26 protein-coding genes and 1 pseudogene are annotated in these 24,248 nt (G+C 62.8%); 21 read left to right on the forward strand and 6 right to left on the reverse strand.

The annotated features are described in order from the left end of the window. Positions 1–95 precede the first annotated feature (95 nt). The 3 genes from AC0L2C_RS32075 to AC0L2C_RS32085 all read right to left on the reverse strand — a co-directional run bounded on the left by AC0L2C_RS32075 (position 96) and on the right by AC0L2C_RS32085 (position 2,839). Positions 96–1,127, reverse strand: coding sequence for a tetratricopeptide repeat protein (locus AC0L2C_RS32075; RefSeq protein ID WP_023800000.1), 1,032 nt, complete (start codon positions 1,125–1,127; stop codon positions 96–98). A 1-nt stretch (position 1,128) separates the two neighbouring features. After that, positions 1,129–1,776 carry a thiamine phosphate synthase gene (locus tag AC0L2C_RS32080; protein WP_091593557.1) on the reverse strand — a complete coding sequence of 216 codons (648 nt, stop codon included), beginning with the start codon at positions 1,774–1,776 and terminating at the stop codon, positions 1,129–1,131. 133 nt (positions 1,777–1,909) lie between these two features. Then, entirely contained in the window at positions 1,910–2,839 is a 930-nt protein-coding gene (locus tag AC0L2C_RS32085) for a DMT family transporter (RefSeq protein WP_128170774.1), read from the reverse strand. Positions 2,840–2,973: 134 nt separating this feature from the next. On the opposite strand from AC0L2C_RS32085, the gene AC0L2C_RS32090 reads away from it, so the two are divergent. The 6 genes and pseudogenes from AC0L2C_RS32090 to AC0L2C_RS32115 all read left to right on the forward strand — a co-directional run bounded on the left by AC0L2C_RS32090 (position 2,974) and on the right by AC0L2C_RS32115 (position 6,759). Further along, the gene (locus AC0L2C_RS32090) at positions 2,974–3,432 is read left to right on the forward strand and encodes an Lrp/AsnC family transcriptional regulator (protein WP_128170775.1); all 459 of its coding nucleotides are present in this window, start codon (positions 2,974–2,976) and stop codon (positions 3,430–3,432) included. Positions 3,433–3,543: 111 nt separating this feature from the next. Then, positions 3,544–4,315, forward strand: a pseudogene (locus tag AC0L2C_RS32095) (sulfite exporter TauE/SafE family protein). 189 nt (positions 4,316–4,504) lie between these two features. Then, entirely contained in the window at positions 4,505–4,909 is a 405-nt protein-coding gene (locus AC0L2C_RS32100; protein ID WP_091593430.1) for a hypothetical protein, read from the forward strand. Positions 4,910–5,309: 400 nt separating this feature from the next. Beyond that, the gene (rcdA, locus tag AC0L2C_RS32105) at positions 5,310–5,840 is read left to right on the forward strand and encodes a protease adaptor protein RcdA (RefSeq protein WP_091593429.1); all 531 of its coding nucleotides are present in this window, start codon (positions 5,310–5,312) and stop codon (positions 5,838–5,840) included. A 410-nt stretch (positions 5,841–6,250) separates the two neighbouring features. Beyond that, the gene (locus AC0L2C_RS32110) at positions 6,251–6,601 is read left to right on the forward strand and encodes a DUF2200 domain-containing protein (RefSeq protein WP_473525336.1); all 351 of its coding nucleotides are present in this window, start codon (positions 6,251–6,253) and stop codon (positions 6,599–6,601) included. Then, a complete protein-coding gene (locus AC0L2C_RS32115) occupies positions 6,598–6,759 on the forward strand; it encodes a hypothetical protein (protein ID WP_473525337.1) in 162 nt (53 codons plus the stop codon). Before AC0L2C_RS32110 ends, AC0L2C_RS32115 begins: the two co-directional genes overlap by 4 nt. Before the next feature lie 89 nt (positions 6,760–6,848). Here the strand turns inward: AC0L2C_RS32115 and AC0L2C_RS32120 are convergent, their stop codons facing one another. Further along, a complete protein-coding gene (locus AC0L2C_RS32120) occupies positions 6,849–7,136 on the reverse strand; it encodes a hypothetical protein (protein WP_473512272.1) in 288 nt (95 codons plus the stop codon). Between the two features lie 353 nt (positions 7,137–7,489). Here AC0L2C_RS32120 and AC0L2C_RS32125 point away from each other — a divergent pair, with 353 nt between their 5' ends. The 5 genes from AC0L2C_RS32125 to AC0L2C_RS32145 all read left to right on the forward strand — a co-directional run bounded on the left by AC0L2C_RS32125 (position 7,490) and on the right by AC0L2C_RS32145 (position 11,081). After that, positions 7,490–7,810: a hypothetical protein gene (locus AC0L2C_RS32125; protein WP_473518017.1), complete on the forward strand. Its 321-nt coding sequence runs from the start codon at positions 7,490–7,492 to the stop codon at positions 7,808–7,810. Positions 7,811–7,819: 9 nt separating this feature from the next. Beyond that, complete coding sequence (gene ruvC, locus AC0L2C_RS32130) at positions 7,820–8,329, forward strand: crossover junction endodeoxyribonuclease RuvC (protein WP_287319837.1); 510 nt, start codon at positions 7,820–7,822, stop codon at positions 8,327–8,329. A gap of 10 nt (positions 8,330–8,339) precedes the next feature. Next, positions 8,340–8,960 carry a Holliday junction branch migration protein RuvA gene (gene ruvA, locus AC0L2C_RS32135; protein ID WP_091593422.1) on the forward strand — a complete coding sequence of 207 codons (621 nt, stop codon included), beginning with the start codon at positions 8,340–8,342 and terminating at the stop codon, positions 8,958–8,960. Between the two features lie 43 nt (positions 8,961–9,003). After that, positions 9,004–10,041, forward strand: a complete 1,038-nt coding sequence (gene ruvB, locus AC0L2C_RS32140; RefSeq protein WP_027152903.1) for a Holliday junction branch migration DNA helicase RuvB — start codon at positions 9,004–9,006, stop codon at positions 10,039–10,041. 125 nt (positions 10,042–10,166) lie between these two features. Next, positions 10,167–11,081, forward strand: a complete 915-nt coding sequence (locus tag AC0L2C_RS32145; protein WP_473525338.1) for a metallophosphoesterase — start codon at positions 10,167–10,169, stop codon at positions 11,079–11,081. Here AC0L2C_RS32145 and AC0L2C_RS32150 read toward each other — a convergent pair. Continuing rightward, the gene (locus AC0L2C_RS32150; protein WP_473525339.1) at positions 11,075–12,325 is read right to left on the reverse strand and encodes a glycoside hydrolase family 5 protein; all 1,251 of its coding nucleotides are present in this window, start codon (positions 12,323–12,325) and stop codon (positions 11,075–11,077) included. The genes AC0L2C_RS32145 and AC0L2C_RS32150 overlap by 7 nt on opposite strands. 126 nt (positions 12,326–12,451) lie before the next feature. Here AC0L2C_RS32150 and ybgC point away from each other — a divergent pair, with 126 nt between their 5' ends. The 10 genes from ybgC (at position 12,452) to ftsH (ending at position 22,868) form a co-directional block, all read left to right on the forward strand. After that, positions 12,452–12,925: a tol-pal system-associated acyl-CoA thioesterase gene (ybgC, locus tag AC0L2C_RS32155; RefSeq protein ID WP_023799989.1), complete on the forward strand. Its 474-nt coding sequence runs from the start codon at positions 12,452–12,454 to the stop codon at positions 12,923–12,925. Between the two features lie 293 nt (positions 12,926–13,218). Continuing rightward, entirely contained in the window at positions 13,219–13,929 is a 711-nt protein-coding gene (gene tolQ / locus AC0L2C_RS32160; RefSeq protein ID WP_023799988.1) for a protein TolQ, read from the forward strand. A 9-nt stretch (positions 13,930–13,938) separates the two neighbouring features. After that, positions 13,939–14,397, forward strand: coding sequence for a protein TolR (tolR, locus tag AC0L2C_RS32165; RefSeq protein WP_202365580.1), 459 nt, complete (start codon positions 13,939–13,941; stop codon positions 14,395–14,397). A gap of 7 nt (positions 14,398–14,404) precedes the next feature. Then, complete coding sequence (locus tag AC0L2C_RS32170) at positions 14,405–15,571, forward strand: hypothetical protein (protein WP_287175890.1); 1,167 nt, start codon at positions 14,405–14,407, stop codon at positions 15,569–15,571. Between the two features lie 32 nt (positions 15,572–15,603). Further along, the gene (tolB, locus tag AC0L2C_RS32175) at positions 15,604–16,914 is read left to right on the forward strand and encodes a Tol-Pal system beta propeller repeat protein TolB (RefSeq protein ID WP_287175892.1); all 1,311 of its coding nucleotides are present in this window, start codon (positions 15,604–15,606) and stop codon (positions 16,912–16,914) included. Between the two features lie 91 nt (positions 16,915–17,005). Further along, positions 17,006–17,344, forward strand: a complete 339-nt coding sequence (locus tag AC0L2C_RS32180; RefSeq protein WP_287230023.1) for a four helix bundle protein — start codon at positions 17,006–17,008, stop codon at positions 17,342–17,344. 245 nt (positions 17,345–17,589) lie between these two features. Continuing rightward, positions 17,590–18,096 (forward strand): peptidoglycan-associated lipoprotein Pal, encoded by a 507-nt coding sequence (pal, locus tag AC0L2C_RS32185; RefSeq protein WP_027152911.1) that lies wholly within the window; start codon positions 17,590–17,592, stop codon positions 18,094–18,096. Between the two features lie 202 nt (positions 18,097–18,298). After that, positions 18,299–19,366, forward strand: coding sequence for a tol-pal system protein YbgF (gene ybgF / locus AC0L2C_RS32190; protein WP_473525340.1), 1,068 nt, complete (start codon positions 18,299–18,301; stop codon positions 19,364–19,366). A gap of 70 nt (positions 19,367–19,436) precedes the next feature. Further along, positions 19,437–20,816: a tRNA lysidine(34) synthetase TilS gene (tilS, locus tag AC0L2C_RS32195; protein WP_473525341.1), complete on the forward strand. Its 1,380-nt coding sequence runs from the start codon at positions 19,437–19,439 to the stop codon at positions 20,814–20,816. A 123-nt stretch (positions 20,817–20,939) separates the two neighbouring features. Next, entirely contained in the window at positions 20,940–22,868 is a 1,929-nt protein-coding gene (ftsH, locus tag AC0L2C_RS32200; protein WP_023799979.1) for an ATP-dependent zinc metalloprotease FtsH, read from the forward strand. A gap of 290 nt (positions 22,869–23,158) precedes the next feature. On the opposite strand, the gene AC0L2C_RS32205 is transcribed toward ftsH, so the two are convergent. After that, positions 23,159–23,821, reverse strand: a complete 663-nt coding sequence (locus tag AC0L2C_RS32205) for a hypothetical protein (protein ID WP_473525342.1) — start codon at positions 23,819–23,821, stop codon at positions 23,159–23,161. Positions 23,822–24,248 lie beyond the last annotated feature (427 nt).

Raw genomic sequence — 24,248 nt, forward strand, 5'->3', positions numbered from 1 at the left:
GAGGGGGAGCGGGCAAGGGGTGGCATGAGAGGAGTGGGGGGCGGAGCCATTCCCTCGTCAGCATCCGCTGCCCGATATTCAATGTCCGCGACGCTTTACGGCAGGCGGTTGGCCTTCTGCAGCAACTGCTTGGTCTGGTCGTCGGTCAGGCCCTGCAGAAAATCGTCCATCTCCGGATCGATCAGTCCGGCGCGCCGTGCGACGACGTACCAGGCGCCGGCAAGGATCGGATCCGGATCGGTGCCGATGCCGCCCATGTAAAGCTTGGCGAGGCGGTTCTGGGCGGCGACATTGCCGCCCTCGGCGGCCTGTTTCATCCAGCCGAAGCCGGACTTCAGGTCGCGGGCGCCACCGCGTCCCTCGATCATCCAGGCAGCGAGATCGATCTGCGCCGTATCGTAGTTCTGCCTTGCTGCCTGCGCCAGCAGGCCGCGCGCCTGGGCATCGTCGCGCAGCTTGCCGCCGACGCCATTGGCATAGACCTGCGCCAACGCATATTGCGCGTCGGCAAGGCCGGTCGCGGCGGCGCGCTGATAATAGGACACGGCCTTTGCGATGCCGGCATCGCCGGGGTCCTGCCGCACCAGCAGCTGCGCGAAATTGAACTGCGCCAGACGGTTGCCGGCCTCGGCGGCGGCCTGCATCAGCGCATAAGCCCCTTTCTCGTCCTTCTTGACGTAGCGGCCGTCGAGCAGCATCAGCGCATATTGGAACTGCGATTCCGGTATCCCCTGCTCGGCGGCAAGCGCGTACCACTTGGCCGCCTCCGCCGCGTCGACCGGCACGCCAAGGCCGCGCGACAATATCTCGGCGATCAACGTCTGCGCCGCCGGATCGCCGTTCTGGGCGCGAACCAGAGCGAGGTTGTAGGCCGTCTTGTAAAGGCCGCGCTGGAAGGCGCCATAGGCAGAATCCGACGGCTTTGCACCGAAGCGGTCGGGATTAATGGCGTCGGCCGACGGCAGCGGCGCCGTGGTGGCGGGCTGCGGCAGCGGCGTGGCGATCGGCTTGTCCGTGCTTGCAGCGGTGTCGGGCTTCGGTTGCGGCAATGGGACGGTTTCCGCCACGGCGACCTGCACCGTGAGCTGCGCAAGCAAAGCACCGAAAAGGATTGTCGGCGCGGGCACGTCAGTCCTCGAAACGCGGCGCGGTTTCGTCGAGCAGCGCGTTGGCGCTGGCGACTGCCATCTTTGGGTCGATGCCCTCGGCAAAGACGGCGCTGGACAGCGCCACGAATTCGGCGCCGGTGGCAGCCACCGCTTCCACCGAAGTGATGTCGGACCCGGCCATGACGATGCAAGGGATCTGGATCACATCCGCCCACCATTGCCCCAGCGACAGGTTGCGTGGGTGCGGCTCCGGCTTGTTGTCGTAGCCGAAGCGGCCGAAGAAGATGTAGTCGGGCCTGAGTTCGCCGAGTTCCAGCGCATCGTCGCGGGTCTTGGCGCCGCCGGTGCCGACCATCATTTTTGCCTGGAAACGCTCGATCGTCTCGGCGAGTTCGGCCTTGCCGGCCTCGACATGAAGGCCATCGGCCTGGACGCGGCCGGCGATGCGGGTGTCGCCGGCAATGATGACAGCGATGCCTGCCGCTTGCGCCGCCGGCACGATCTGTTCGGCGAAGGCCTGGAAGGAGGCTTCGTCCATGTCGTTTTCGGGCAGGATCAGCGAGGCGACGTCGCCGCCCTCGAACGCCGCGCCGATGTGCTCAGCCGGCATGCCGGGCGGCGCGATCAGCACGATGCGGCAGCGATTTGGAGGCGTTGCGTCGTTCATTGGTTTTTGACCCCGGTTTTCGCCTATGCCGGGCGAAGATGGTTGCATTGCGGCATAGAGCAAAGTGCCGGCCTTGAACAGGCGGGCGGCCAGGACCGTTGGCGCATGATTGTCGCACGGCGACGTTGTTGCCTCACTTGATTGCCTGGGTGCTCTCGGCTGGGGTCTTCGATTTCCACAGCGTCCAGCCAAGATTCATGCCGGCGGCGGCGACCAGGATGGCGGCGCCGCCGACCATCTGGGCCGGATGCAGGCGGTGGCCGAAGGCGACGACATCGACCAGGATCGCGACCACAGGGTAGATGAAGGACAGCGACCCCTGCAGATAGGTTGGCAGTTTCTGAATGGCGCCGTACATCAGGATGTACATCAGGCCCGTATGGACGACGCCAAGCGTCGCCAGCATGCTCCAGCTCCACACGTCGGCGGGAAGGTGGGAAAGGTTGGCGAAGGGTGCCAGGATGACGACGCCGACGCAGACCTGGATGAGGGCGATCAGGTGCGGCGACGTGCCTTTGAGCTTCTTGGTGACGATGGCGGCGACGGCCCAGAAGAAAGCCGCACCCAGCGCCATCGCGATGCCGATAAAATAATCCGTGCCGACATTACCTGTATTGGGGCCTGCATCGGAGCCGGCATCAGGCGAGCCTTGCACGATCAGCAGCATGCCGGCGAAGGCGATGCCAAGCCAGGCCAGCTTTGTCAGGGTCAGCCGCTCTGAGAAGAAGAGCGCGCCAAAGCCGACCAGCATGAAGGGCTGCGTGTTGTAAACAGCCGTGGCGATCGAGATCGAGGCGCGGGAAAACGAGCTGAACAGCAGCAGCCAGTTGATGACGATGGCCGCGCCGCCAAGGGCCGCAATCGCCACGATGCGCAGTGACAGCCTGCCGCGCAGCAGCCCCAGGGCAGCGCAGATGATCAGCAGCGTTATAGCGCCGAAGGCGCAGCGCCAGAAGACGACGTCCATGATGGGCTCGCCCGACATGACGACGAACCATCCGATCGTGCCGAGGATCACCATTGCGGCCGTCATTTCGACCGTGCCACGCATCGTGCTGTCCATGAATATTGCCTCTCGAAACGCTGATGGTTGATAATCCCATGCCACATCAGCGCTTTCAATAATTTGAGCCGGGTGATATGCCCGTCGTGCCTAATTAAATAAGGTGAAGACGGCCTTTTCCTTGGGAATGTAAAATGCTGGACGATCTGGACCGACGCCTTCTCGAAAGCCTGATCAAGGATTCGCGAACCTCATTGAAGGAACTGGCCCAGCAGGTAGGACTGTCATCGCCGAGTGTCGCGGAACGCCTGCGTCGGCTGGAGGATCGTGGCGTTATCAGGGCCTTCACCGTCGAAATCGATCCCCAAGCGCTCGGCTACACCTTGCAGGCGATCGTTCGCATCCGGCCCTTGCCGGGCAAGCTGCATATTGTCCAGAAGCTGATCGAGGAGATTCCGGAGTTTGGCGAATGCGACAAGGTGACGGGCGACGACTGCTTTGTTGCCCGGCTGTTCGTGCGCTCGATCGGCGACCTCGACAAGCTTCTCGACCGTATCGCCGACAAGGCCGAAACGAGCACAGCCATCATCAAGGCGCAGCCGATCCGCAGGCGCCCGCCGCCACTCGGCGCAACTGCCTCCGCAAAACCGTGACAGGCCTTAGCACGAACGACCACAGCGTCGTGTGCGCATTTGCAGTCGCGGCGCGAAAGTTTATCGGCTATTCCAGCGTCTACACGCTTTCCCTCCAACTGCTCCCCGACGATGTCAGGCTTGCTATTCGATCCGTGGTTCTATGCCGCTGCCGTTCCAGCCGTCATCCTGGTCGGTCTGTCCAAGGGCGGCTTTGGCGGCGCGGTCGGTTTCGTCGGCGTGCCGCTGATGGCGCTGGCCATGCCGCCGGTGCAGGCAGCCGCCATCCTGCTGCCCATACTGTGCCTGATGGACGTCGTCTCGGTGTGGACATGGTGGGGGGTCTACGACCGCAAGATGCTTGCGGACATGATGCCGGGGGCAGTGATCGGCATCGGCCTCGGCTGGCTGACCGCGGCGCTGGTGACAGCGGAAATGGTGCGGCTGATCGTCGGCGCCGTGGCGATTATCTTCGTGCTTCGCTGGGTCTATCTACAGGTGCGGCACGGTGCGAGCCACTCGGCCGAGCCCAACCGCGCGGCTGCCGCACTCTGGGGGACGGTCGCCGGCTTCACCAGCTTCGTCGCCCATGTCGGCGGCCCGCCCTTTCAGGTCTATGCGCTGCCGATCCGGCTCGATCCGAAAGTGCTGTCGGGCACCGCCGCAATCTTCTTTGCCGCCACCAACGCGTTGAAGCTTTATCCCCTATTTTGCGCTCGGACAGTTCGACACCACCAACCTGACCGCATCGGCGGTTCTGGTACCGCTGGCGCCGCTCTCGACCATCGCCGGCGCCTGGCTGGTGCGGCGGATGCGACCGGAACTGTTCTACCCCTCCACCTATGCGACCGTAGCGATCGTCGCGGTCAAGCTCCTGTGGGACGGGATCGCCGGCCTTCTCTAGATTGCCAGCCGATGGAAGTTGCCGGCAGCCGAGCCGTCAGCAGCGTCACGGCGGTTTCAGGCGGGCGCGATGCGACATCGTCCAGAAACATTGCCGATGCTAATGCGCCGATGCCGGGGACCCGGTGGCGGGGCGACCGCCTGATCTCAACCCATTCCCATGACGGGAAAAGGCAAATCGGGGCACACAATGCAAAAGGTAGCACGAAACTTCTTCACGCTGGCCGTTGTCTACGCACTGGTCGGAATGGCGCTCGGCCTGCAGATGGCGATCAGCAAAGATCATGCGCAGATGCCAACCCACGCCCACATCATGGTGGCCGGATGGCTGATGTCGGCGGTGTTCGCCTTCTTCTACCATCTGTTTCCTGCAGTCGCGGAAAAGACGCTTGCCACCGTGCATTTCTGGTTGACGGCAATCAGTGGCACCGGCCTGTTGATCGGCCTTTACATCATGCTTGCCGGCAACCCGGCGATCGAGCCGCTGGTGGCAACATCCTCGATGGGCTTTTACGCGGGGCTGCTGCTGTTCGCCTATATCGCGCTGCCGGTGGTGTGGAAGGCAGAGCGGCATGCCGAGACGCAAAAGGCCTGAGTCCAAAGGTCTAGGCCCAAAAAGCCTGGAGTTGTTGTGCTGTTACGGCACAGGCGGGCGACGCTTGTTCAAAAAATATCCACGCTGTTAAGGCTTCATTAAGCTTTACGGGCGTTTACTATGCGCATCCAGTGATCTGGATTCTTACCGAGTGGTTGGAGCCACTTTGTTTGACGCCTCCCTGTTAAACTCCTGAGAGCCGCCTTATCCGCGGCTCTTTTTTTTCGGCGATCCGGATTGCCGGTCGCCCGTGCCGCTGCGCCGCCGTTAACCGTTTGTTAAACATGTGCTTGCCTTCACCGGCGGCGAAGCGCATTTTCAAGCCTCGGTCATATAGGGTGCAGGCGTGACGGCGATGACGCCGATTCGGCCGGCTGTAAGGCAAGTGCAGGGCGTATCGATGAACGATCCTTCGATGGGAAGCGCGAAAACCATCAAGCTGGCGGAGCGCCGGGTTTTCTCCCAATCCTTCAAGCCGCTCTACCAGGAAGGCATGGGCCTGGTCGAGCAGGCGGCCGAATATCTGGACGGCAAGGGCCGGGCCGAGGCGAAGAAACTGTCCAGGCTGGCGGCGACGCTCTATGCGGCCGAGTCGATGCGACTGACCACGAGGCTGATGCAGGTCGCCTCATGGCTGCTTCTGCAGCGCGCCGCGAATTCCGGCGAGATGACTCGCGATCAGGTTGCTTCCGAAAAATCCAAGGTGCGTCTCGATACCGCTTCCGCCAACAACGATGCCGCAGGCTGGGTCGAACTGCCCAAGGATTTTCTTGACCTCATCGACCGCTCGCTGCGCCTGCAGGCGCTGGTGCGTCGCATGGACGAGGAAATCTACGGCGGCGCCGTGGCCGAGGCCGCTCCATCCGGCCGCCGCATCAATCCGGTTTCCGATCAGATCACGCTGCTCAACACGGCTTTCGCCCGCGGCTGAGAGACTGCTCGATAATTCTCCGCTAAGCGCCAGGAGCGTCCTTTTGTGGGCCAATCCTCAAATCGTGTTTGGGCCGAAATGGGGCCGCAAGCCGCCGGGCTGGTTTCGAGCATAATTGCGCAAACGCGCCATTTACGCGCTCACTAGTCCCCATACTGCCCAGTGGCAGGCTAGACAGGCACTAGATCTTGCATTGCCCGGTAGGATAGCCAAACCTGTGCCCGAGTAGCACAACCGGTCATCCGTTGAAGGCAAGATCAATAACGACGTCCGGATCCACTCGTCGCAGGATGTGATCGACGCGATCAAAGCATTGCCGAGGCGACGAGCACGGGTAGAATTGACGCGGACAGCATCGACATCTGCGGCGCTGTTTCAAACCTCTGGTCCAGCCCGCATAAGGGGGTGCAATGACCGAGCATCGAATCTATTCCATGAGCTTTGCCAGCGTCTATCCGCACTATGTCGCCAAGGCGGAAAAGAAAGGACGCACCAAAGCCGAGGTCGATGAGATCATCCGCTGGCTGACGGGCTACACCCAGAAGCGGCTGGACACCCAGCTGAGGAAGAAAACCAGCCTGAAGGATTTCTTTGATCAGGCGCCTCAACTGAATCCTTCTCGGAATTTGATCACGGGGGTGATCTGCGGTGTCCGGGTGGAAGGCATCGAAGACCCGCTGATGAAGGAAATCCGCTACCTCGACAAGCTGATCGACGAGCTTGCCAGGGGCAAGGCGATGGAGAAGATCTTGCGGAAATGACGCGATCGCACGATCGCATCGACCGCGATCCGTTTCAGATCGGATACCTGAAGAACGCTGTTGGCGAGGGTAGCGACGGCATCGACAACGATGGACTCAACGAAATTCGACATCGACACAGGGCGGCTTCGGCCGCCCCGTTTGATGGCGACGGATGACGTTCACGGCTCGGTAGCACGGCGGCGACGAGCCCGACACGATGTCGCAGGCATATCCACGCGACGGGCAGCAAGGGCCGTCGCCGACTCTATGTTCCCTTTACGATTCTCGGCTTGATTGGTCGGCGGGGTTGAGCCGCACTTTCAAGGGCCAAGGCCAGCCGTTTCTCGTCTTCGAGGGCGCGATCGACTGCCTCGATTTCCTCTTGGAGCTCCTTTAGCTTGGCTCCGTAGCTGGAGCCATCGCTGTCCCCGATCTGAAAGCCGCTTGCCCGCATTGCGTCGCGGGTATGGTGCACGTTACGGACTCCTTCGCGTCGAGTCGCGACCAGGATTTCCCTGAACTCTTCAAGACGTTCAACGTGATTGCGAGGCATTGCGTTCTCCTATTTCGTCGTCATCGGCGCTGACGGCGATTCAGCACGGTTACAGCTTACGGCGCAGAAGGTTTAGGCGACTCTAAGAGATACGCTCGACAAAACATGAATGCGGAAGCTCAAATTTGACCGTCTTGCAATAAAGTGGAGCGCAGGAAATTGGCTTGGGCCCGACCGATCACCGACAGGTGCCAGACTCTTCGGCCGAGCGCGTCTGCTGCTCGGCGCTAGCTGGTTCTGCCCCTCTTCCTGCACCCAGCCCTGACCGCTCGTGATGATAAGCATCTGGCCTGCCCGGCCAGAGTGTCCGCGCGGCGGCCAGTGGATACGGCATCGCCTACGTCCCGGAGAACATCGTCGAGCAGCACATCGCACGTGGCAAGCTGGTTCAGCTTCTGGACGATTGGTTGCCGCTTTTTGAAGGCTATTTCCTCTACTATCCGAGCCGTCGTCAAAATCTTCCCGCGTTCAAGGTCATCGTCGACGCTACGACATCGGAATTGAAGCGAGGGGATCTACGCGCGGCTCACGGACCCAAATGTCCGCTCCGCTTCGGTTCTCGCAAACCACGCCGTCTGTCTCGTCAGAACGAATTCTCAAACAGCCTGTGGGACGCAGCGGAACCGTTTCTGGTTTGTTCACATTTCGCTGGCATCGCTGTCCGCCACGGGTAGACTTGGCGGATGGGGGAAACGATTCGCATCATCGGCATCGATCCGGGGCTGAGGCGCACCGGCTGGGGCATCGTCGAAAGCCTCGGCAACTCGCTGCGCTTCGTCGCCTCCGGCACCGTGCGTTCAGACGACAAGGCGGCGCTGGCGACACGGCTTTGCCAGTTGCATGACGGGCTTGCCGAGATCCTGCACGCCGCCATGCCGCACGAGGCGGCGGTCGAGCAGACATTCGTCAACAAGGATGCGGCCGCGACCCTGAAGCTCGGCCAGGCGCGCGGCATCGCCATGCTGGTGCCGGCGCTGGCCGGCCTGGTCGTTGCCGAATATGCGCCCAACGCCGTCAAGAAGGCGGTGATCGGCGTCGGCCATGGCGACAAGAAGCAGATCCACATGATGGTCAAGGTGCTGATGCCGAAGGCGACGTTCGACACCGACGATGCCGCCGACGCGCTGGCCATTGCCATCTGCCACGCGCATCACCGGCAGAGCGTTGTCTACAGGTTGGCGGCGCTGGCATGAAGGACCACACATGATCGGCAAGCTAAAAGGCACGCTGGACGAGATCGACGAGGATTTCTGCATCGTCGACGTGCACGGCGTCGGCTATGTCGCCCACTGCTCGACGCGCACGCTGGCCGCCTTGCCGGCCCCCGGCGAGGCGGTGGTGCTGTTCATCGAGACCTATGTCCGCGAAGACATGTTGAGGCTGTACGGTTTCCAGTCGGTTCTGGAACGCGAATGGTTCCGGCTGCTGATGAGCAATGTGCAGGGCGTCGGCGCCAAGGTGGCGCTGGCTATTCTCTCGACGCTGGCGCCGGCCGATCTCGCCAATGCCATCGCGCTGCGTGATATTGCCATGGTCAGCCGCGCGCCCGGCGTCGGCAAGAAGGTGGCCGAGCGCATCGTCACCGAACTGAAGAACAAGGCGCCAGCGTTTGCGGGCGCTGCCTCCGGCACCATCGGCTTGAAGCAGGAGCTTGGCGAAGGCGTCGCGCCGGCGCCGATCAGTGACGCCGTTTCAGCGCTGGTCAATCTCGGCTATTCGCGCGATACCGCCGCCAATGCGGTGGCGGCGGCGCTGAAAAACGCCGGCGAGGATGCGGATGCGTCGAAGCTGATCCGCTTCGGACTGAAGGAACTGGCGCGGTGAGTCTGCGCTTGTCCCGTTCTCTGCCCTGTGCAAGGAAGGCGGCATGAGCCTTTCGCCACGCCTCATTGCTCCCGACAAGCGCGGCGAAGATGCCGAGCAGACCTTGCGGCCGCAGACGCTCGGCGATTTCGTCGGCCAGGCGGCGGTGCGGGCCAATCTCAAAGTGTTTATCGAGGCCGCCAAGGGCCGCAGCGAGGCGCTCGACCATGTGCTGTTCGTCGGGCCGCCCGGCCTCGGCAAGACGACGCTGGCGCAGATCATGGCACGCGAGCTCGGCGTCAATTTCCGCTCGACCTCCGGTCCGGTCATCGCCAAGGCCGGCGATCTCGCAGCACTGCTCACCAATCTCGAAGACCGCGACGTGCTGTTCATCGACGAGATCCACCGGCTCAACCCGGCGGTCGAGGAAATCCTCTATCCGGCGATGGAGGATTTCCAGCTCGACCTGATCATCGGCGAAGGGCCGGCGGCGCGTTCGGTCAAGATCGATCTTGCCCGCTTCACACTGGTCGCCGCCACCACCCGGCTCGGCCTTTTGACCAATCCGCTGCGCGACCGTTTCGGCATTCCGGTCCGCCTCAATTTCTACTCGGTCGAGGAACTGGAGCAGATCGTGCGCCGCGGCGCCCGCATCCTTGCCATGCCGCTCGGTGACGATGGCGCGCTGGAGATCGCGCGGCGCGCGCGCGGCACGCCGCGCATCGCCGGCCGGCTGTTGCGCCGCGTGCGCGATTTTGCCTCCGTCGCCGGCGACGGTCACGTCGACCGCCAGATCGCCGACGAGGCGCTGACGCGGCTCGAGGTCGATGCGCTCGGCCTCGACGCGCTCGACCGCCGCTATCTCTCGATGATCGCTCGGAATTTTGGCGGCGGGCCGGTCGGCATCGAGACCATCGCGGCAGGGCTTTCCGAGCCGCGCGACGCCATCGAGGACATCATCGAGCCCTATCTGATCCAGCAGGGTTTTATTCAGCGCACGCCGCGCGGCCGCGTGCTGACCGCCAATGCCTGGCGGCATCTCGGCCTCGATGCGCCGAAGGACCTGGCGCAGCAGCAGATCAGCCTGTTCCAGGAAGAGTAGCCGCGCGGCCTTGCGGCTCCATTGCTGCGCAAAATCTCCTAATCCTGGTCAGCTTGCCGGCGCATTTGCGGGCTCTAACGCTTCGCTGTGGGGACCGTGGGTTCCACGAACGACGGGGTTGAGCGATGATCACCAGACGCGGCTTCCTGCGCCTCATCGGCGGTTCCTTCCTATCCGCCGTGTCGCTCAGTGCTTATGCGGTTGGCCTCGAGCCGATGTTGCTGACGCATGTAAAGCGCTATTCACTGACCCCGCCAAACTGGCCTGCAGGATTGCGGCTTCACGTCGTCGCTCTCGCCGATATTCATGCCTGTCGGCCATGGATGACGCCGGAGCGGATCAGGTCGCTTGCCGAACGGGCGAACAGCCTGCAGCCGGATCTGATTGTCCTGCTTGGCGACTATGCAGCCGGCACACGCCTGGTTACGGACTGGGTGGGCTCCTCCGAATGGGCGCCGGCATTGTCAGGCCTGAAGGCGCCACTCGGCGTGTGGTCAATCCTTGGCAATCACGACTGGTGGGAGGACCTTTCCGCGCAGAAGGCCGGGTTGGGGCCGACGGTGGCGCGCCGGGCGCTCGAGAGCGCCGGCATACCGGTCCTGGAAAACGATGTGGTGCGCCTGGAAAAAGACGGGCATGGCTTCTGGGTCGCCGGACTTGCCGACCAACTCGCGCTACGACCGGGCAAGGCCTGGGGCCGCAGCAGGTTCAAAGGACTGGACGATCTGCGCGGCACGCTGGCAAAGGTAAGCGACAAGGCTCCTGTTATCCTGCTGGCACATGAGCCGGACATTTTCCCGAAGGTCCCGCCACGGGTATCGTTGACCCTTTCGGGTCATACCCATGGCGGACAGGTGCGGTTGCTCGGCTATTCTCCGGTCGTGCCGTCCCGCTTCGGCAACCGTTTTGCCTATGGCCATGTCGTGGAGGAGAACCGCAACCTGATAGTCTCCGGAGGCCTCGGTTTCAGCATCCTGCCGGTGCGTTTCGGGATGCGCCCAGAGATTCTTTCGATCGACCTGGGTTCAGCACTTCAATGAAGTGACCTGATCGCGTCCATCACATCCGGCTCGGCCTTGTCGCCGTCAAAAGCGTCGACGATGCCGAAGGCGCCGCCATGGCTCCAGACCGACCATGCAAAGCCATGGGCTTCAGCGCGCGCGATCATGTCCCTGACATAAGCGGCACGGTATTCGGCCGGCATCACGTAGGCATTGCCGTATTCCTGGCGGATCATGCCGAATTCGCCGAGCGTGATGTTCTCCGGTTTGATGCCGTTGGCCTTTGCCCAGGCCTCGACCCTGGTGAACGGCGCCTCCATCGTCTCGCGCAGCTTCTCATCCGTGTCCAGGCTGGCGACCTGCTCGGCGAGATAGGCAAGCAGGCCGCTCTGGCGCGCCCATGGCGCCTCGGCCTTGATCCTTGCGCGGATCGTATCGAGCGCAGTATCCAGCTGGGCGCGCGGGACGGCGCTGAGCGGATAGGGCAGGCCGGTGACATAGGGGATGAAGTTGCCGGCCCAGGTCGCGCCCTGATGGGTCAGCAGGAACGGGTCGTAGGAGTGAAAGGTCCAGATGATGTTGTCGTCGGGGATCGCCTTCGGATCGATCATTGCCAGCGATACCGCATTGGAATAGCAGGCGCCGGTCAGGATCAGGGTGAGCCTGGTGGCTGACGAACGCGCCGCCGCGAACAGTTTCTGCTGGCGCTCCGGCCACAGGCCGGTGCCGTCGGCGTCGCAGTCGATGACCGGCTCGTTCATCGGCTCGAAAGCGACTTGGCGCGGATCCTCATCGGCCAGCGTGCGCGCCATCTTGCGCACCATTTCGACATAGGCGTCGAACATTTGTGGATCGTCCATCACCTCGCCCATGCCGATCTTGCGGCTGCTGCCGCTGGGGATCAGATGCAAGTCGACGATCACCTTCAAGCCGGCGCGATTGATCATGCGCACCGAGGCCAGCACGCTGGCATAGAGCTCGTCGCGCAGCGCCAGCGTCTCGCCGGACAGGAACGGCGACGGATCGACGGGCATGCGCAGGAAATCGAAGCCGGCGCTCTTCAGCGCCTTGAGGTCGTCGTCGTTGAGGAATTTGCGCCATTCCGGATAGGGCAGGATCGCCCGACGGTCGCCCCATTTGTCCTCGCCCGGCCATGTCGTCCATTGGTCGAGATTGAGGCCGCGCTTCATCATAAAGCTCGCCGCCTGGCCCGGCGGCACCAGCGCGGCCAGCGCAAGCAGCGCTGCCATCAAGGTCTTGATCATCGCCGTCAACAGTGCCATCGGGTTCATGCGCCAAGTTAATGCGTGTCGCCCAAAACTGTGTAGCGGTTTTGGGACAACGACGCGCCCGGAACCTGAACCGCGTCGCGCTTTAGGTGCCCGGCCAGGCAAAAAAAGGAAAGCGCGATGGACGATCATGGTGAATCGGCGGCGCTCTGCGCCGGGCTTTCCGGCGCGCTGACCGAATTCGGCCACCGGCTGATGGCGCGGGTCTACTATGCCGACACCGATTTCTCCGGCGTCGTCTATCACGCGCGCTATCTCGAATTCTTCGAGCGCGGCCGTTCCGATTATCTCAGGCTTGCCGGCGTCCACCATACCGAGCTTGCCGACGGCAAGCATGGCGAAAGAATAATCTGGGTGGTGCGGCGCATGGAGATCGACTTTCGCGGCTCCGCCCGCATGGACGATGTCTTGACCATCGAGACGCGCACCGAGGACATTTCGGGCGCCCGCATCTTCATGGCGCAGCAGCTGAAGCGCGGCGGCGAGGTGCTGGTCGAGGCGCGGGTCGAGGCGGCGATCATCGGCGAGAACGGCCGGCCAAGGCGCTTTCCGAAGGAATGGATCGCAACCTTCATGCCCAAGACAAATCGGTAGTTCAAATCGGCAAGCTACCGATCCCAATGATCCGCTGACGATGCCAGGTGGCTCGCCCAAGGCGCGGCAATGCGCCGCGCTGTGCGTCCTAACCCATCCTTAACCATAACGGTTCATGAAGAGAGTGGTGAAGATTGGAGGAATCCAGCGCCTTCCTTTCACCAAGATTTGCCCTGAAAAGGCCGCCTACGGTGCATTTTGGGGTTATTCCGCAAGCTTTGCGCGAACGGATTACAAGGGATGCCTATGGGCCAGCCGCCAGCCGTGCCCGGAAAATTCTTAAGGACGTAACCATGGAAAATATCGCACTCGCCGAACCGGGCGCGCATTTGTCGATTTGGGCGCTGTTCACGCAGGCCGGCTGGGTGGTCAAGCTGGTCATGATCGGGCTGCTCTGCGCCTCGATCTGGACCTGGGCGATCATCGTCGACAAGCTCGTCGCCTATGGCCGCATGCGGCTCGCGCTCAATCGCTTCGAACAGGTGTTCTGGTCCGGGCAGTCGCTGGAAGAGCTCTACCGCACGCTCGCCGACCGCAAGACGTCAGGCATGGGCGCCATCTTCGTCGCCGCCATGCGCGAATGGAAGAAGAGTTTCGAGAAGGGAGCGAAATCGCCGCTTGGCCTGCAGACCCGCATCGACAAGGCGATGGACCTGGCGCTGACCCGCGAAATGGAAAAACTGGAAGGACGGCTTGGCTTTCTCGCCACCACCGGCTCGGCAGCGCCGTTCATCGGCCTGTTCGGCACCGTGATCGGCATCATGACCTCGTTCCAGGCGATCGCGGCATCGAAGAACACCAGCCTGTCGGTGGTCGCGCCCGGCATTGCCGAGGCGCTGCTGGCCACGGCAATAGGCCTGCTGGCGGCTATCCCCGCCGTCATCGCCTACAACAAGCTGTCGTCGGACGCGAGCAAGATCGCAGTGCGCATGGAGGGGTTCGCGGACGAGTTCTCCGCCATACTCTCGCGCCAAATCGATGAAAAAGTCGCGCAGAAGACCTGAGGAACAATCATGGGAATGTCTGTAGGCGCGGGTGGCGGAGGACGCGGTGGTCGCGGCCACAGGCGGCGCGGCCGCCATCACGCCATGATATCGGAAATCAACGTCACGCCGATGGTCGACGTGATGCTGGTGCTGCTGATCATTTTCATGGTCGCCGCACCCTTGCTGACGGTCGGCGTGCCGGTCGACCTGCCGGAGACGAAGGCCAAGGCAATGAACGCCGATACCCAGCCGATCACGATTACGATCGACGGCACGGGCAAGATTTTCCTGCAGGAGACCGAAATTCCGCAGGAAGAGCTGGTCGCCAAGCTGCAGGCGATTTCCAAGACCGGCTACGAAGAGCGCCTCTTCATCCGCGGCGACAAGACCACCAACTATGGCGCCGCAATGGAAGTGATGGGTCTCATCCAGGACGCTGGCTACAAGAACATCGCGCTGCTTTCACTGCCGAAACAGGATCAGTAGACGCTAGATGAGAACCGGCCTCACCACATCGGTGATCTTGCATGCGGTCGCGATCGGCTTCGGCCTGTTCACGCTGTCGGCGCCGGCGGCGTTGCCGGCGTCCGATGCCGAGTCTCTGGCGGTCGAAATCGTGCCGATGGAGGCGATAGCGCAAATACAGAAAGGCGACAAGAAAGCTGCGGTGAGCGAAAAGCCGGCGCCACTGCCGACCCAGCGTCCGGACATCGTGGCCGACGCGCAGACGGTCGGCGACAACAGCGTCGATACCGACAAGCCGCCGACGCCGGATCCCAAGCCCCAGCCGGTCGATAAGGCTGAGGCGCCGCCGCCGGCGCCGACGCCAAAAGAGAAGCCGAAGCCCGAGGACGTGCCGAAGCCGAAGGAGCAGCCGAAGCCTGTTCCGGCGACGGAGGTCGCACCGGCGCCGCAGCCGAAAGAAGAGGTCAAGCCCGAGCCGGTCAAGCAGGCGGAGCCAAAACCGACACCGGCCAAGGAGCCGGCGCCGACGCCGCCGCAGGACAAGACCGCCGCCATCGACCCGAAGCCTGAGGTCAAGCCGGACGCCGTCGCCGAAGCGATTGCCAAGGAACCGCCACCCGAGGAGACGCAGCTTCCGGACTCGGCGCCCGCCCCGCAGGCGCGGCCGAAGCCGCAGCCGGCCCAGGCCGAAAGCGCCAAGGCGCCCGAGCGCAAGGACGCCGACAAGCCGGTCAAGGAAGCCTCGTCCAAGCCGAAATCGGAAGACAAGCAGTTCAACGCCGACGAGATTTCGGCGCTGCTCGACAAGCGCAAGCCATCCGGCGGCGGCGCCAAGCGTTCGACCCAGCAGGCGTCGCTCGGCGGCGACAAGAATCAGGGCACAAAGCTCTCTCAAAGCGAGTTGGATGGGCTGCGTGAACAGATAAGGCGTTGCTGGAACGTGCCTACTGGCATGCTCGACGGCGAGAGTCTGAAAGTATCCATCAAAATGAAGCTGACCCAATCCGGGGAGGTCGACGGGGCTCCGGAAGTCGTGACCGGTGGCGGCAGTTCCATGATCGAGCGTGTCGCCACCGAAGCAGCGCGGCGCGCGGTACTGCGCTGTGCGCCCTACAATCTTCCCACCGCCAAGTTCGACGGCGAACTGGGATGGAACGAGGTCAAGGTCAATTTTGACCCAAGCGAAATGTACTGAACCCGCCGACAGTACCAGACGAGGCTGAACGTATGAAGAAATTCCTGACGACGCTCATGATGATCGGTGCCATTGCTACCGGTTTGACTGGGCTCGCTACAGTACCGGCAAGCGCACTGGTCGAACTTGATCTGACCAAAGGCAACATCGAGCCGCTGCCGATCGCCATAACAGATTTCCAGGGTGGCGACGCGTTGGGCGCGGAGATCTCGAAGATCGTCAGCTCAGATCTGAAACGCTCCGGCCTGTTCGCGCCGATCGACAAGAGCGCCTTCATCGAAAAGATCGCCAATCCGGATGCCGCGCCCCGCTTCGAGGACTGGAAGGTGATCAACGCCCAGGCGCTGGTCACCGGCAGCGTCAGCAAGGAGGCCGATGGTCGCGTCCGTGCCCAATACAGGTTGTGGGATACGTTTGCCGGCCAGCAATTGTCGGGCGAGCAATTCTTCGCCAACAACGCCAACACGAGGCGCGTCGCCCATATCATCGCCGACGCCATCTATGAGCGGCTGACCGGCGAGAAAGGCTATTTCGACACGCGCGTCGTCTTCATCGACGAATCGGGCGCAAAGAACGCTCGCAAGAAGCGCCTCGCCATCATGGACCAGGACGGCGCCAATATCCGCTATTTGTCGGATGGCAGGTCGATCGTGCTGACTCCGCGTTTCTCGCCGAGCCGGCAGGAAATCACCTACATGTCCTATGAAAGCGGCCAGCCGAAGGTCTATCTGCTGCAGATCGAGACCGGACAGCGCGAACTGGTCGGCGACTTTCCCGGCATGACCTTTGCGCCGCGCTTCTCGCCCGACGGCCAGAAGGTGATCATGAGCCTGCTGCGCGAAGACGGCAATTCCAATATCTTCGCCATGGATTTGAGAAGCCGCTCGACGACCAGGCTGACCAATTCGACGGCCATCGACACCTCGCCGTCCTATTCGCCGGATGGCAGCAAGGTGGTGTTCACCTCCGACCGCGGCGGCCGTGCGCAAATCTATGTGATGGGCGCCGACGGTTCGGGCCAGACCCGCATCTCCTTCGGCGACGGCGTCTATTCGACGCCGGTGTGGTCGCCGCGCGGCGATCTCATCGCCTTCACCAAGCAGACCGCCGGCGAGTTCCAGATCGGCGTCATGCGCGTCGACGGTTCGGGCGAGCGCATCCTCTCGACCGGCTTCCAGCAGGAGGGGCCGACCTGGGCGCCGAACGGCCGGGTGCTGATGTTCTTCCGCGATTCTGCCGGCGGCCCGAAACTCGTTTCGGTCGATCTCACCGGCCGCAACGAACAGTCGATCCCGACCTCGAATTTCGCTTCGGACCCGGCCTGGTCGCCGCTGCTGGAATAGGCTGGAAGGGGAATTGAGGAATTGAGGAACTGACGAGTTGAAGAACTGAAGGATGGAGAAGGCAGCGGCCTAAATCGAGCACGCGAGGGATTTGGAAGTCTATAAGCGTGCCTATGCAGTTTGCCTTGGGGTACACAGAGCCACGCTTGCTTTTCCGAAAATGGAGCAATACGCGCTCGCCGATCAACTACGTCGTTCCAGCAAGGCGATCTGCGCCAATTTGGCTGAGGGTTTTGCCAAACAAACCCACTCCAAGCCCGAATTCGCACGGTTCATTTCGATGGCGATAGGGTCATGCAGTGAAGTGGAGACGTGGATTTCGTATGCGTTCGATCTGGAGTATATCACCCAGGCGCAACGCGACGAGTGGTTGCAATCCTATACCCGCATCTACGGAATGCTGGTCAATCTCAGAGAGAAGCTGAGGTGACCTCTTTTCTCAATTCCTCAGTTCTTCAATTCTTCAATTCGCTCTTTTCCACGGCTTGGTCGCGTTTCAGCCGCATTTCTGCCTACGGTCCGCGCGCATTGTTGCCTCCTCGGATTCCCCTTGGGCAAAACGGCTGTGGACGGTAGCCGAAACCAAATTTTAACCGTGTTTCTTGAACGCCGGTTAACCCAAACGTGGTTACTGGACGATCAACGAAATCACTCGAATTGCGAAGGAGAGGCGGCATGGGCCGTATCGCAGCACTTACCAGAAACCCGGCGATGATCGCGCTGGTGGCATTGCTCGCCATCGCCGGCTGCGCCTCGAAGAAGAACCTGAACAGCGCCGCCGATCTCGGTCTCAGCGGCGCCGGGGCGGCAACGCCCGGATCGGCCCAGGATTTTACCGTCAACATCGGCGACCGCATCTTCTTCGACACGGATTCGTCCTCGATCCGCGCCGACGCGCAGACGACGCTTTCGCGGCAGGCGCAATGGCTGAACCAGTATCGGCAGTATGCCATCGTCATCGAAGGCCATGCCGACGAGCGCGGCACGCGCGAATACAATCTGGCGCTCGGCGCCCGCCGCGCCGCCGCCACCCGCGACTTCCTCGTCGCCAGGGGCGTTTCCGCCCAGCGCCTGAAGACCATTTCCTACGGCAAGGAGCGTCCGGTCGCGGTTTGCGACGACATCTCCTGCTGGTCGCAGAACCGCCGCGCCGTCACCACGATCAGCGGCGCCGGTTCCTGATCGGCAATTTTCCGATCGGCAGAAATGCAACACCTACGTGTGAAAGGCGGCTGCGGCCGCCTTTTTCATGTCCGGCGCCCGGATGTGGGGCTTGAAACAAAATTTGGCCGAAGTCCTGCGTCCTTGGTAATAACCGAGGCGCCTGACGGTCCACTCCGACCGGAAGGCATGCAACAGGCAAACAATCCACGGCGAGAGGCACATGCATTTCAGATCGGTCTTGAGCGGCACGCTTGCGTTGCTGCTCGTATCAAGCGTCGCTGCCCCGGCAGTAGGCAATGAGCAAGGCACAGAAAAAAGCGGTTTTTCCTTCCGCCTGCCGACGCTCGGCATTTTCGGTGAAAAAAAGAAACCGGATCAGGTGCAATTTGCGCAGGATGGCACCGGCACTACCGCGCTGGAGGAACAACTCCGGCAAATGAACGGCAAGATCGAGGAGCTCAACTTCCAGGTGCTGCAGATGCAGGAGCAGATCCGCAAGCAGCAGGAAGACAACGAGTTCCGTTTCCAGCAGCTGGAAGGCGGCTCACAAGGCGCGCAGCAGCCACGAGAGCAGAAGAAGTCGGACGCCACCACCAACACCGACAGCAGCGTCGCTGAGGCTCCGGCGACGCATGCGCCGGCTGATGCGGGCACACCGCCCGCCGGCGGCCAGGAGGTCATCGTCGAATCACCGACAGGCGAACCAGGCGCGGTGATCCCGGGCACGCCGCCGAAGACGTTCGGCACCATCACCGTCGACAAGAACGGCAATGTGATAGACGCAGACGGCAAGACGCAGGCACATGCACCGGCGCAGAACACCGCCCCTGTCCCCGGCGACCAGGCCGCTGGCACGCAGGCCGGCAAGTCCGACGATACGGTGGTCGCGGCGCTGCCCGCCACCGACGACCCGGAGGAGCTTTACCGCAATTCCTATCAGTTCATCCTGTCGGGCGACTACGGCACTGCCGAACAGGGTTTTCGCGACCACATCGCCCGCTTCCCCAAGGACGCCAAGACGGCGGACGCGCATTACTGGCTGGGTGAGTCGCTGCTCGGCCAGCAGAAGTATCGCGACGCGGCCGAGACTTTCCTCGCCGCCAGCAAGGACTATCCGAAGGCCAAGAAGGCTCCCGACATGCTGCTGAAGCTCGGTGTGTCGCTGGTCGGATTGAACCAGCGCGACGTGGCCTGCGCCACTTTCGGCGAGATCGGAAAGCGCTATCCGAACGTTTCCGGCGCGCTCAAGGAGCGCGTCAAGCAGGAGAGGGCGCTCGCGGCGTGTTAGTTTTTCTCTTGCATGTCGTTGCCCCAAGACTTGTTGCCCCAGATCCGGGGCCATTTTTGGGCGACATGCATTGACGCCCGAAACCGAGCCTGACCGTTCGGTTTTTTCGCAGTTCGACTTTACCAGCGGCGCTGTTGCGGCCGTGTCCGGCGGCAGCGACTCGACCGCCCTCCTCCTTCTCCTCAAAGATCACCTCAACCGTACCGCGCCGGCAACGAAATTGCTGGCTGTGACGATCGATCACGCTCTGCGGCCGGGCTCGGCAGCGGAAGCGCAGGCCGTGGCCAGGCTTTGCGCCGGGCGCGGCATTGCTCACCGCATCCTGGTCTGGTCCGGACGCAAGCCTTCGACCGGCCTGCCGGCTGCCGCTCGAGAGGCACGCTACCGGCTGCTGGCCGAGGCGGCGCAGACGGAAGGTATCGGCCTTATCCTGACCGGCCACACGGCCGACGACCAGGCCGAGACGGTGCTGATGCGGCAAGCTCGCCAGGAGGGGGAGCGAGAGCCAGGGCGAGGTCTAGCCGGCATGGCACCGGCCACGCTCTATGACTGGCGGATCTGGATCGCACGGCCGCTTCTCGGCACACGGCGTGCTGCGCTGCGCGAAGTCCTGCGGCGCGCGAATGTCGGCTGGTCCGTAGACCCGACCAATGAAGACGAGGCTTTCGAGAGGCCACGTATCCGCGCAGCGCTTGCCGACCGCAATGGTGCGCGGGAAGACGCGTTGGCGCTGGCCGCGCGGGCTGCGGTGGAGCGCGAGCAGCTTGGTCATCGCGCCGCCGCGCTGATCCGTGGCTTTGCCAGCAGGCCCGCCGCCGGCCTTGTCCGTCTCGATCCGGGCTTTGCGACCGCCGGCGACGAGGCGGCGGCCGTCTACACGCTGCGCGTCCTGCTGGCAACTGTCGGCGGCGTTGCGTTTCTGCCCGACCAGGCTCGCAGCGAGGCGCTGCTCAACCGGCTGAGGCCCGGACCACCAGGCACAACCTCATTTTTCGCTACCTCGTTTTGCGCCACATTGTCGCGGACGGTGGTCGATGCACGGCGTGCCGGCATCTTCCTGCGTCGCGAAACCCGCAACCTGCCGCCCGCTGCTCCTGCTTTGGACAATGCCCTCTGGGACGGTCGCTGGAGGATCACATTGGGCGACGAGCCGGGTGCATTTTTGATCGCGCCGCTCGGCGCGGCGCGTGCCGCGAGACAGGCAATTGCTGAAAACGGTACGCCGCCGAGCCTTGTCCGCGCGGCTCTGGCGGCCGAGCCGGTGCTGTGGCTCGCAAGCGAACATCCAGGCGACAGCCCGATGTCGCCGGGAATGGCGGTATGCCCGGTCGTCGCGCCCTTTGCCCGCTTCCTGCCGTCCTTCGACCTGCCGCCGGCCGGAACTGTCGCCGCGCTGATCGGCGCGCCGCGACTTCCTGCCCCGCCTTTCGGCGGCCACACTGCCGGTTGATCATGGGCGAAAGCTTAACCGCGACATGCTGTTCTGCTTGGCAATGAAGGGCGCCATCCCTATGTTAGACCCAAGTTTCCTCTCACGACGCGTGTCCGCTGGCGGACACCAACGGGACAATTGATGAATCCGAATTATCGCAATCTCGCGCTCTGGGCGATCATAGCGGTCCTGCTCATCGCTCTCTTCAATCTGTTCCAGACGCCGCAGACGCGCGGAGCAGCGAGTGACGTCCCCTATTCGCAGTTCCTGCAGGACGTCGCGGCCGGCCGGGTCAAGACGGTGACCATCGCGGGCGCCCGCATCTCGGGCACCTATACCGACACCTCTACCGGCTTCCAGACCTATTCGCCGGGTGATCCGTCGCTGGTTTCGAGACTCCAGGACAAGAACGTCACCATCAACGCGCGCCCCGAATCCGACGGTTCCAATTCGCTGTTCAGCTATCTCATCTCCTGGCTGCCGATGATCCTCATCCTTGGCGTCTGGATATTCTTCATGCGCCAGATGCAGTCCGGCTCCGGCCGCGCCATGGGCTTCGGCAAGTCCAAGGCCAAGCTTTTGACTGAAGCGCACGGCCGCGTCACCTTCCAGGATGTCGCCGGCGTCGACGAAGCCAAGCAGGATTTGGAAGAGATTGTCGAATTCCTGCGTGATCCGCAGAAGTTCCAGCGGCTTGGCGGCAAGATTCCGCGCGGCGTGCTGCTCGTCGGCCCTCCCGGGACCGGCAAGACGCTGCTTGCCCGTTCGGTCGCCGGTGAGGCCAACGTGCCGTTCTTCACCATTTCCGGCTCGGACTTTGTCGAGATGTTCGTCGGCGTTGGCGCTAGCCGCGTCCGCGACATGTTCGACCAGGCCAAGAAGAATGCGCCCTGCATCATCTTCATCGACGAAATCGACGCGGTCGGCCGCCATCGCGGCGCCGGCCTCGGCGGCGGCAACGACGAGCGCGAGCAGACGCTGAACCAGTTGCTGGTCGAAATGGACGGCTTCGAATCCAACGAAAGCATCATCCTGATCGCTGCCACCAACCGGCCGGACGTGCTCGATCCGGCGCTGCTCAGGCCCGGCCGTTTCGACCGCCAGGTGGTGGTGCCGAACCCCGACATCGTCGGCCGCGAGAAGATCCTGAAGGTGCATGTGCGCAACGTGCCGCTGGCCCCCAATGTCGACCTCAAGGTGATCGCGCGCGGCACGCCGGGCTTTTCCGGCGCCGACCTGATGAACCTCGTCAACGAATCCGCCCTGATGGCGGCGCGGCGCAACAAGCGCCTTGTCACCATGGCCGAGTTCGAGGACGCCAAGGACAAGATCATGATGGGCGCCGAGCGCCGCTCGTCGGCGATGACCCAGGCCGAGAAGGAACTCACCGCCTATCACGAGGCCGGCCACGCCATCCTGGCGCTGAACGTGCCGTCGGCCGATCCGCTGCACAAGGCGACCATCATCCCGCGCGGCCGGGCGCTTGGCATGGTCATGCAGTTGCCGGAAGGCGACCGCTATTCGATGAGCTACAAATACATGATCTCGCGCCTTGCCATCATGATGGGTGGCCGCGTCGCTGAGGAGTTCAAGTTCGGCAAGGAGAACATCACTTCGGGCGCCTCCTCGGACATCGAACAGGCAACCAAGCTGGCGCGCGCCATGGTCACGCGCTGGGGTTTTTCCGACAAGCTTGGCCACGTCGCCTATGGCGACAACCAGGAGGAAGTGTTCCTCGGCCATTCGGTGGCGCGCACGCAGAACGTCTCGGAAGAGACGGCGCAGATCATCGACGCCGAAGTGCGCCGGCTGATCGACGAGGCCTATTCGACGGCCAAATCCATCCTGACCAAGAAAAAGAAGGAATGGATCGCGCTGGCGCAGGGGCTTTTGGAATATGAGACGCTGTCCGGCGACGAGATCAAGCAGCTGATCGCCGGCCACAAGCCGGCCCGCGATCTCGGCGACGACACGCCGCCGAGCCGCGGCTCGGCCGTGCCGAAGTCCGGCAGCCGCCGCAAGAAGGGCCCGGAGCCCGAAGGCGGCATGGAGCCTCAGCCGTCAAGCTAGGGTCCGGCTCAGGAAGTTCATTCGAAACGCCGCGGCTTGGGTCGCGGCGTTTTTGTTCAGGAGGTGCCGACAGCCGATCGCGGCGTGAAGCCCGGCAACCCCATCGCATCCGGGCGCGCTGTCCTGCCAACCTCTCAAGACTTGGGTTCCTCGCCCACCGCGAAGGGGCGAGGAACCCAAGCTGGAATGATGCCGCGATCCTCCGCAGGACTGTCCGCCACGGCCAGCAGCAAAAGCCCGCGAACCTTTGCGGTTCGCGGGCCTTGCTATCTTCGAATGTGAATGCCCGATCAGCTCTTCAGCGCGGCATTGCACAGGCTGTAGAAGCCGCCACCGTTCTGGATCCACTTGAGGCCACCCAGCGTCCCGGCATCCTTGTTGGCGTGGTACTGGTCGCGGCAAGTGTGCATGCGGGCCTTGGACGGGGTTTCGCTGCTATACTTGGTGGAGATCGCCTTCGGAAAGGTCACTCCCTGGGGAGCGGTGACGGTCGGCTTTTCCGGCTGGCTGGTGAGGCTTGCCTGATCGGCTGCCGGCACGGTGTTTGCGGAAGCACCGGCACCGCACTGGCTCATGCGGAAGTCGTTCCACTTCATGCCGTTCAGCGTGTTGGCAGTCTTGGCCGCCCGATATTTGGCGCCGCACTCCGCCCTGCTGAGGCCGTTGCCTGCATTGGCAGTTGCCGCTGCCTTGGTGGTCACTGCGGCGGCCGCATTGGTAGTTGCAGCGCTGGTGCTGTCCGCCTTGGCTGGCGTGGCGTCGGTTGCGGCGGCAACGGTGCCGCATTCTGCCTTGCGGAACTGGTTCCAGTTCTGCCCGCCAAGTGTTCCCGCGTCCTTTGCCGCGTTATACTTGGTGCTGCATTCAGCCACGGTCAGCGCATTGGCGGGCACCGCCAGGAATAAAGTCACGACGGCAAGACCCGTCAAAGTGGCAAGTCGATGGATGAGCATGTGTCTTCTCCCTCTGGATGTTCACGTTATGTACCAAGCAAGCAATAGCACTCAACGAATGGTTGCGCCAGAGGCCAAATGGCGTGAAAGCTGTCGGAAAGTGCATTATTTTTATGAAATGGATGCCGGCCTCCGTTCGCCGGGGCGATTTACCCGCGCGCATCTGCACGGAAAACTTGTATAGGCCGGACCAGTATCAGGAACTGCCTCACATGGCGGGCCGATCGGGTCGGCCAGTGCGGCGGACCTGAATGCCCGGTCCAGAGCAACACGACGCGCGGATTCCGAATTCAATGCCTATCGACGGGCACATGAAACAATCCAGATGCGGTCAGAAGTTCCTGAACGCCGCTGGCGCAACCAGGGCAGGCAAAATCAAAGCACTGACGTGACACAAAACACACAAGACAACAGTTTTCTAAGGAAT

The organism is Mesorhizobium sp. WSM4845 (assembly GCF_055811455.1).

Bases quoted from the DNA above. Each gene is read 5' to 3' on its own strand.
- pal (WP_027152911.1), top strand. From the start codon at position 17,590: ATGGGCCGTATCGCAGCACTTACCAGAAACCCGGCGATGATCGCGCTG.
- AC0L2C_RS32170 (WP_287175890.1), top strand. From the start codon at position 14,405: ATGAGAACCGGCCTCACCACATCGGTGATCTTGCATGCGGTCGCGATC.
- AC0L2C_RS32115 (WP_473525337.1), top strand. From the start codon at position 6,598: ATGACGCGATCGCACGATCGCATCGACCGCGATCCGTTTCAGATCGGA.
- rcdA (WP_091593429.1), top strand. From the start codon at position 5,310: ATGAACGATCCTTCGATGGGAAGCGCGAAAACCATCAAGCTGGCGGAG.
- tolQ (WP_023799988.1), top strand. From the start codon at position 13,219: ATGGAAAATATCGCACTCGCCGAACCGGGCGCGCATTTGTCGATTTGG.
- AC0L2C_RS32090 (WP_128170775.1), top strand. From the start codon at position 2,974: ATGCTGGACGATCTGGACCGACGCCTTCTCGAAAGCCTGATCAAGGAT.
- AC0L2C_RS32085 (WP_128170774.1), bottom strand. From the start codon at position 2,839: ATGGACAGCACGATGCGTGGCACGGTCGAAATGACGGCCGCAATGGTG.
- ftsH (WP_023799979.1), top strand. From the start codon at position 20,940: ATGAATCCGAATTATCGCAATCTCGCGCTCTGGGCGATCATAGCGGTC.
- AC0L2C_RS32100 (WP_091593430.1), top strand. From the start codon at position 4,505: ATGCAAAAGGTAGCACGAAACTTCTTCACGCTGGCCGTTGTCTACGCA.
- AC0L2C_RS32110 (WP_473525336.1), top strand. From the start codon at position 6,251: ATGACCGAGCATCGAATCTATTCCATGAGCTTTGCCAGCGTCTATCCG.
- AC0L2C_RS32205 (WP_473525342.1), bottom strand. From the start codon at position 23,821: ATGCTCATCCATCGACTTGCCACTTTGACGGGTCTTGCCGTCGTGACT.
- ybgF (WP_473525340.1), top strand. From the start codon at position 18,299: ATGCATTTCAGATCGGTCTTGAGCGGCACGCTTGCGTTGCTGCTCGTA.
- tolR (WP_202365580.1), top strand. From the start codon at position 13,939: ATGGGAATGTCTGTAGGCGCGGGTGGCGGAGGACGCGGTGGTCGCGGC.
- ruvC (WP_287319837.1), top strand. From the start codon at position 7,820: ATGGGGGAAACGATTCGCATCATCGGCATCGATCCGGGGCTGAGGCGC.
- AC0L2C_RS32150 (WP_473525339.1), bottom strand. From the start codon at position 12,325: ATGGCACTGTTGACGGCGATGATCAAGACCTTGATGGCAGCGCTGCTT.
- tolB (WP_287175892.1), top strand. From the start codon at position 15,604: ATGAAGAAATTCCTGACGACGCTCATGATGATCGGTGCCATTGCTACC.
- AC0L2C_RS32080 (WP_091593557.1), bottom strand. From the start codon at position 1,776: ATGAACGACGCAACGCCTCCAAATCGCTGCCGCATCGTGCTGATCGCG.
- ruvB (WP_027152903.1), top strand. From the start codon at position 9,004: ATGAGCCTTTCGCCACGCCTCATTGCTCCCGACAAGCGCGGCGAAGAT.
- AC0L2C_RS32145 (WP_473525338.1), top strand. From the start codon at position 10,167: ATGATCACCAGACGCGGCTTCCTGCGCCTCATCGGCGGTTCCTTCCTA.
- AC0L2C_RS32120 (WP_473512272.1), bottom strand. From the start codon at position 7,136: ATGCCTCGCAATCACGTTGAACGTCTTGAAGAGTTCAGGGAAATCCTG.
- ybgC (WP_023799989.1), top strand. From the start codon at position 12,452: ATGGACGATCATGGTGAATCGGCGGCGCTCTGCGCCGGGCTTTCCGGC.
- ruvA (WP_091593422.1), top strand. From the start codon at position 8,340: ATGATCGGCAAGCTAAAAGGCACGCTGGACGAGATCGACGAGGATTTC.